Source organism: Mycobacteriales bacterium (genome assembly GCA_035533475.1).
Classification (GTDB): domain Bacteria; phylum Actinomycetota; class Actinomycetes; order DATLTS01; family DATLTS01; genus DATLTS01.
In genome coordinates this window covers 1-5,272 of sequence record DATLTS010000016.1, presented here as the reverse complement: position 1 = coordinate 5,272, position 5,272 = coordinate 1, and the positions used below count along the sequence as shown (strand labels likewise).

Below are 5,272 nucleotides of genomic sequence, written 5' to 3'. Positions count from 1 at the left end.
GCAGGTCGGCGTGGCGCACCCGGCCGCGCCCGCTGGCGAACCAGGGCTGGTCGATCACTTCTGGGTGCCCGACCAGCCGCAGCACCCGCTCGGCGATCCGCTGCGCGCTTGTCGACACCGCCACCCAGGAGCCGTCGCTGGTGCGGTAGGTGTTGCGCGGCGCGTTGTTGGTCGACCGGTTGCCGTGCCGCTCCTCGATCACGCCTAGCTGGCCGTAGACCGTCGGCCCGGGGCCGACGGCCGTCATGATCGGCTCCAGGATGCTGATGTCGATCACCTGGCCGCCGCCGCCGTGCACCTCCCGGTGCCACAACGCCATCATCGCGGCGCAGGACGCGGCGATGCCGCAGATGCTGTCCGCCAGCCCGAACGCCGGCAACGTCGGGGGGCCCTCGGCGGATCCGGTGAGGTGGGCGAAGCCGCTCATCGCCTCGGCCAGCGTGCCGAAGCCCGGGCGGCGTGCATACGGGCCGGTCTGGCCGAACCCGGTGAGGCGCACCAGCACCAGCCCCGGGTTGACCTCGTGCAGCTGGTCCGGGCCGACGCCCCATTTCTCCAGCGTGCCGGGGCGGAAGTTCTCCACTACCACGTCGGCGGTGGCGGCCAGCCGGCCGAACGCCTCGGCGCCCTCAGCCGCGCTGAGGTCGAGGCCGATCGTGCGCTTGTTGCGGCTGATCTCCTTCCACCACAGCGGGATGCCGTCCTTCTGCCAGCCGTGGCCGCGCATGCTGTCACCGGACACCGGGTGCTCGACCTTGATCACGTCCGCACCGAAGTCGCCGAGGATCTGGCAGCACAGCGGGCCGGCCAGGATGGTCGAGGCGTCGATCACCCGCAGCCCCTCAAGTGGCATCATCGGCGGCCGTCCCTCGCTGGCTAGTTGTCCTAACACACGAAACAGTGTCCATTGCACTAGGACGGTGGCCTGGGCGAGGGGCCAGCAGCGGGCCGGGCGCGCAGCCAGGCGTGGATGCTGTCCTCCTCCACTACCTCGGCGTACTTGGCCTGGAGGTCGAACAGGCTGGCCTCGTGCGGCCGCGGGTCACGGTCCCCGACGGCCTGGCGGATGACCAGGGGCACGAAGCCGTGCTGGATCGTGTCCACCCCGGTGGCGCGGATGCACCCGCTGGTGCTCACGCCCGTGATGATCAGGGTGTCCACCCGCAGCGCGGTGAGCGTCGCGGCAAGGCTGGTGCCGTGAAATGCGCTGGCGTACTGCTTGACGACAACGACCTCGTGCTCGCCCGGGGCGACCTGCGGCATGATCTCGCCCAGCGGGCCGCCGGGGACGAGGTGCCGTAGCGCGGCGATCTTGCGGACGAACAGGCCGCCGCTGATCCCGTCCGGATCGTACTCGACCCTGGTGTGCACCACCGGGATGCCCACCGCCCGGGCGGTGGCAAGCACCCGGGCCGCGGCGAGCAGGCACGCGTCGGAACCCAGATAGAACTCGGCCCCGGGCTCGAAGTAGGCGCGGAGCAGGTCGATCAGGATCAGCGCGGGCCGTTCCCCCCAGGGCAGGGACCGGCCGAAGCCGGCCCCTGCGTAGTCCGCGGCGAGCGAGTCCGGGGCCAGGCCCTCCGGCCCAGTCCCGGGCGGCGCGTTCACAGTGCGACAGGCGGATTGGGCGCGGGCAGCCCGGTCTCCTCCTCGCACCGCGCCAGGATCTCCGCCAGCGGGGGGCCCATGTTGAAGATCGGCAACTCGGCTGGCCGTCCGGCGGCCAGGTCCGCCCGCAGCGCCTGCGTGGCGTCGCCGTCCACGGCACCGTCCGGCGTCACGACCACGCCGTAACGGCTGGCACCCTCGGCGCTGACCAGACCGCGCCGCACCTCCTTGGCGACCAGCTCCGGGTCGCGGGCGAGCGGGTCACCCCAGCCGCCGCCGCCCCAGGTGACGAAGTGCAGCAGGTCACCGGGACGGACTGGCACATCGTGGATCTTGCTGGGCAGCACCTCGGTCGTGCCGTCAGCCCGCTCGATCCACTTGCGGCCACGGGCGCCCGGCTCACCGCCGTTGACTCCCCACGGGTAGGTCAGCCAGCGGTCGTCGTGGATCGCGATGGTGCCCGGCTCGAGGAACCGGTAGGCGACGTCGACGCCGTTGCCGCCGCGGTGCAAACCGGCGCCGCCGGTGTCGGCGACGGTCTCCCAGCGCTCGATCCGCATCGGGTAGTACGACTCCAGGTACTCGCACGGGATGTTGACGAACGACGGCCACAAGGAGTGGCCGTCCGGCCCGTCCCCGATCGGCCGGCCGGGGATGCCGCCGAAGCCGATCGAGTAGAGCTGGAACCACTCGCCCTTGCGGTCCGCCTGCGTGTAGTTGCCGGAGTACATGAAGTGCGGCGAGGACGAGAATCCGGCCGCGTTCAGCAGGCTCGGGTTCTTCTGCCCGAGCAGCCCGCCGAACAGGTCGAAGATCCGGCCGATGCCATGGTTGCGGGCGTTGAGCGCGGCCGGGTACTTCGGCTTCCAGTAGCTGGCGTCCGGGATCACCACGTCGACCAGCGGGTAGAAGCCGTCGTTCCACAGGATCTGCGGGTCCGCCACGGTGATCATGTAGATCCCGAAGAACATCCGGACCAGGTTCTCGTTGACGTAGTAGTTCACCGGTCCCTGCGCCTGCGATGAGCTTCCGGTGAAGTCGAGCACCACCTTGTCCCCGGTCCGGGTCAGCGACAGCTTCAGCTCATACGGCCCGTAGCCGACCCCGTCGTCGCAGATGTAGTCGGTGAACGAGATCGTCTCGCCATCAGCGAAGATCATGCTCAGCAGCGTCTTCATCGCCCGGTAGTTGCGGTCCAGCAGTGCGTTCAGCGCCGACAGGTAGGTCTGGACCCCGAACCGCTCGCACAGTTCCTGCACCCGTCGCCCGGCGGTGCGGCAGGCCGCGACGATCCCGTTCAGGTCCGCGCGGTTCCACTCCGGCATCCGCACCTGGTTGAGGATGATGCCCAGCGCTTCTTCGTTCAGCTCGCCCTTGCGGTAGAGCTTGAACGGCGGGATGACGACGCCTTCCTCGAAGATGGTCCTGGCGTCGGTGGGCATGGACGACGGCGTCTTGCCGCCCACGTCGGACATGTGGCCGAACATCGACGCCCAGCCCACCACCCGTCCGGCGTGGAAGATCGGCATCACGACCAGCCAGTCGTTCGCGTGGCTGATGGCCGCGTCGCACGCGTACGGGTCCGAGGTGAGCAGGACGTCGCCCTCCTCGATCGTCCCGGAGTAGCGGGCCAGCAGGGCGGGCACCGACAGGCCGAACTGGCCCACCACCATCTTGCCCTCGGGATCCCCGATCAGTGGGAACTCGTCGTGCTGCTCCCGGATGCCCGGTGACAGCGCGGTGCGGAACAGCACCTCGTCCATCTCGTACCGCGCGTTGCGCAGCGCGTTCTCGATGATGTCCAAGGTGACGACGTCGACGTCCACGGCGGCGACGTCGCCGGTGGCGTGCTCGATGATCTGCGCCATGGATTCAGTCCTCCGTGGGACGGATGAGGATGCTGCCGCTGGGATGCACCGTGGCGGCGTGGCCGGGCAGGACGAGGGTGGTGGAGTCCATCTCGGTGATGATGGCCGGGCCGCTGATGACGTTCCCGGCGAACAGTGCGGTCCGGTCGTAGACGGCGGCGTCGGCGTGCTCGCCGTCCACCCAGATCCGGGTGGTGCGGGCGAGTGCCGCTGAGGGGTCGGTCCCGCCCTCGGGCAGGTGGACCGTGCCGACGTTGGGGCGCGGGCCGCTCACCGTGGCGCGGGCGCTGACCAGTTCGTGCTCGTTGCCCTGGAGCAGGAACGAGAACAGCCGGTTGTGCTCGGCGTCGAACGCGGCCGCGAGCGCGGTGAGCCCGCCGCCGTTGCCGTCGAACGCGTCTTCCGCCACCGGCACCGTGATCTCGAATCCCTGCCCGTGGTAGCGCAGGTCCACGTGATAGCTGACCGTCTGCTGGTCACGGGGCACGCCCTGCGCCTCGACGGTGGCGGCTGCCGCGCCGGCGAGCTCATGGAGCAGGCCGAGCAGTTCGTTGTCGGAGATGACGCCGAACCGGCGGATGTAGGTGCGGGCCGCCTCGTCGCGGACCATGGTGGTGGCGTCGCCGTAGGCGCACAGCACACCGGGGGACGGCGGGATGACCACCGGCCACGCGCCGGTGAGCCTGCCGAGCGCGTTGGCGTGCAGCGGGCCGGCCCCGCCGAACGCGACCAGCGCGAAGTCGCGCGGGTCAAATCCCTGCTGGATGGACACCAGCCGCAGCGCCCCGAACATGTTCTCGTTGACGATGTCGACGATCCCGGCGGCGGCGGCCTCCACGCTCCCGAGTTCCATCGCGTCGGCGATGGTCTTGACCGCGGAGTGGGCGGCCTGCGCGTCCAGCACGATCTCGCCACCGGCCAGCTCGGTCGGCAGGTAACCGAGCACCACGTTGGCGTCGGTCACGGTCGGCTCCACGCCGCCCTTGCGGTAAGCGGCCGGGCCCGGGACTGCGCCGGCTGACTGCGGGCCGACCCGCAACGCCCGGGTCAGCGCCGGGACGTGCGCGATGGAACCGCCGCCCGCGCCGACGGTCCGGACGTCCACCGAGGTGGCGCGTACTTTCAGGTCGCCGACCATGGTCTCCCGGCCGATCCGGGGCGCCAGGTCCTGCACCAGTGCCACGTCCGTGGACGTGCCGCCCATGTCGAAGGTGAGCAGGTCCTTGAAGCCAGCCTGCTCAGCCGCCCACACCGCGCCGGCGACGCCACCCGCTGGGCCCGACAGCAGCAGCGAGACCGGGCTGTCGGCGGCGTTCGCCGCGCTCGCCAGGCCGCCGTCGCTGCGCAGGATGTACAGGCCCGCCGACAGGCCGCCGCCGTCCAGCTTGCCGGCCAGGTTCGCGATGTAGCGGGACACCTGCGGGTGGACGTAGCTGTTGGCCACCGTGGTGATGGTCCGCTCATACTCGCGCAGCTCCGGCAGCACGGCCGAGGACACCGAGAGCGGGAGGCCCGGCATCTCCTGGGCCGCGATCGCCGCGATCCGCTGCTCGTGGTCGGCGTTGGCGTAGGAGTTGATGAGGGAGATGGCCAGCGCCTCGATCCCGGCCCCGCGCAGGCGGCGCAGCTTGGCCCGGATGTCATCGGAGTCCAGCGGCGTCACCACGGACCCGTCCGAGGCGATGCGTTCGATCGCCTCCACCGTGTCCTCGAGAGAGGCGAGCGGCTCCGGCTTGGGCCAGATGATCCAGCCGGCCAGCCCGCCCGGCACGAACGACCGGGCGATCTGCAGCACC

4 protein-coding genes are annotated in these 5,272 nt (G+C 70.7%); all 4 read right to left on the bottom strand.

What is annotated here, in order from left to right:
* A partial coding sequence (locus tag VNG13_02775; protein HVA59444.1) for a CoA transferase occupies window positions 1-856 on the bottom strand: 856 nt, incomplete at its 3' end.
* Window positions 857-912: 56 nt separating this feature from the next.
* Window positions 913-1,608, bottom strand: coding sequence for an isochorismatase family protein (locus VNG13_02770; protein ID HVA59443.1), 696 nt, complete (start codon window positions 1,606-1,608; stop codon window positions 913-915).
* Window positions 1,605-3,476 carry a hydantoinase B/oxoprolinase family protein gene (locus VNG13_02765; GenBank protein ID HVA59442.1) on the bottom strand — a complete coding sequence of 624 codons (1,872 nt, stop codon included), beginning with the start codon at window positions 3,474-3,476 and terminating at the stop codon, window positions 1,605-1,607. Before VNG13_02765 ends, VNG13_02770 begins: the two co-directional genes overlap by 4 nt.
* 4 nt (window positions 3,477-3,480) lie before the next feature.
* The coding region (locus VNG13_02760; GenBank protein ID HVA59441.1) for a hydantoinase/oxoprolinase family protein at window positions 3,481-5,272 on the bottom strand (1,792 nt) is incomplete at its 5' end.